General features: G+C 37.4%; 2 protein-coding genes and 2 pseudogenes. All 4 read left to right on the top strand.

Features of this window, described 5'->3' with window-relative positions; all coding sequences use genetic code 11:
• Nucleotides 1–240 (top strand): annotated as a pseudogene (locus tag C4E06_RS05465) (hypothetical protein); the annotation flags it as partial.
• Nucleotides 241–370: 130 nt separating this feature from the next.
• Nucleotides 371–829 carry a DUF2267 domain-containing protein gene (locus C4E06_RS05460; protein WP_107667139.1) on the top strand — a complete coding sequence of 153 codons (459 nt, stop codon included), beginning with the start codon at nucleotides 371–373 and terminating at the stop codon, nucleotides 827–829.
• A 110-nt stretch (nucleotides 830–939) separates the two neighbouring features.
• Nucleotides 940–1,710 (top strand): annotated as a pseudogene (locus tag C4E06_RS05455) (ABC1 kinase family protein); the annotation flags it as partial.
• Nucleotides 1,614–1,847, top strand: a 234-nt coding sequence (locus C4E06_RS28630; RefSeq protein WP_232826168.1) for an AarF/UbiB family protein, incomplete at its 3' end; no start/stop codon positions are given. The pseudogene C4E06_RS05455 and the gene C4E06_RS28630, both read left to right, overlap by 97 nt.

The following is a 1,847-nucleotide window of genomic DNA, read 5'->3' as shown; positions in this document are numbered from 1 at the left end:
CATTCTGACCTATCAGAAGAGGGTAAAATCAAGAAAAAGGAACCAAAAAAAGCGGATAAAAAATCTCAGAAAAAACAATGGAATTTTACAGAGTCTCAACAAAATAGCCAACAACAAACCCCACAGCAACCCTACATCCAACAAATGAAAAGTCAAATTGAAAGCTCAAGTTCTGCTATTCAAGGAACCTCGGAAAATGCAACCATCTTAAGAACGTATTTTAAAAAAGATAATAATTAATAAAAGTTAAGCTATTAATAGCCATAAAATCTATCCTCGGTTAGATAGAGAATCTATCTAATTCGAGAGGGATCACTTCAGGTTAAGGATCATAATCTAGATAACTGAAGTTTGATAAAGAGTATATTTTATGACTAACCTAACCCAGTCCAACTTATCCTTTTTAGAAAAAGTTATGGCTAGAGCTAATTTAAGCGATATTTATGAAGCCAGAGAAATGACAGAAGTTGTGTATCGGACCATGCGGGATTTAGTCCCAACAGAAACCGTTGATAATGTTGCCTCCGAATTAAATAAAAAAGCAGCACAAAGCAATCAAAAACAATTACAAGAAGATATTGCAGACTTATGGAAAGATACCAATCCCATTGTCGCTTGGTTAAGCCGTATTCGGGGAACCCTTAATATTGACGATCAACTCTTTATTAGACGAGTGGAACAAGAAGGGGCAATGCCAGAAAGAACCACAGGAGAAATTGTGATCAAAGCGGTTTTTGCTGCCACCAAAGATGAATTATCCCCAGAAAGAATTACTGAACTTTCTGGGTTCCTGCCGGGTAAAATCCAAGCAATTTGGCAACAAGCTTAAAATGATTAATAATAATCCCTTAACCCTCAATTAAGACCTCTTCCGATCTGGGAGAAGCTTATCATATTTTGTAAATTGTACTATAATAACAAACAAGAATATAATAAAAAATGTCAATGTTATCCTTAACAAAAAATACATCCCGTCAAAGAGAAATCTTAGAAGTCGTCTTTCATCACGGATGGGATTATATGAAGGGTTTACTAACAGGAAACCAGTCCAAAGAACCCCAGTTACCCACCCCAGAAGTCTTATGTAATATTCTCATTGATTTAGGTCCGGTTTATGTCAAATTAGGACAACTTTTATCCACTCGTCCTGACTTATTACCCAAACACTATATCGAAGCTTTATCGGAATTACAATCGAATGTTCCCCCGGTTTCCTGGCCAGAAATCAACCAATTATTAGAACAAGAATTACCCCAACCCAGTCAAGAAATTTTCCAAGAAATCAAACAAATACCCATCGCTGCCGGGTCTATTGCACAGGTGCATCAAGCCACCCTAAAAAATGGCCAGAAAGTAGCCCTAAAAGTCCAAAGGCCGGGTATTGAAACAGTTGTCGATCAAGATATTAAACTCATCAAAGGAATTGCAGAATTAGTCTCTTTTACAGACTTTGGAGAAGATTATGATATCGTTGCGATCGCTGATGAATTTACGACCGCCCTCAGAGCAGAGTTAGACTTTACAATGGAGGCTGAATATACGACTCAACTCCGTTTAAACCTAGCGGAAAGTCGTTGGTTTGATCCGAAAAAATTAGTCATTCCTCAAGTGCATTGGGAGTTAACCACGTCAAAATTGTTGATTTTAGACTGGTTAGACGGAACCCTTTACTTTCAGCAAAAATCCCTGAGAAAGCTTCTAAAGATGCAAAAGAAAGTCCGAGAAGAGAGATTACAACCCTTTTATTTCGTGCCTTTTTCCAACAAATTTATATCAATGGCTTTTTCCATGCCGATCCCCATCCCGGCAATTTATTCTATTTAAAAGGACGGTCGAGTAGCCATTTT

This window comes from Cyanothece sp. BG0011 (genome assembly GCF_003013815.1).
Taxonomy (GTDB): Bacteria; Cyanobacteriota; Cyanobacteriia; order Cyanobacteriales; family Microcystaceae; genus Crocosphaera.
Note: the sequence above shows the minus strand (reverse complement) of the source record. Positions and strands in the feature narration are given on the sequence as shown.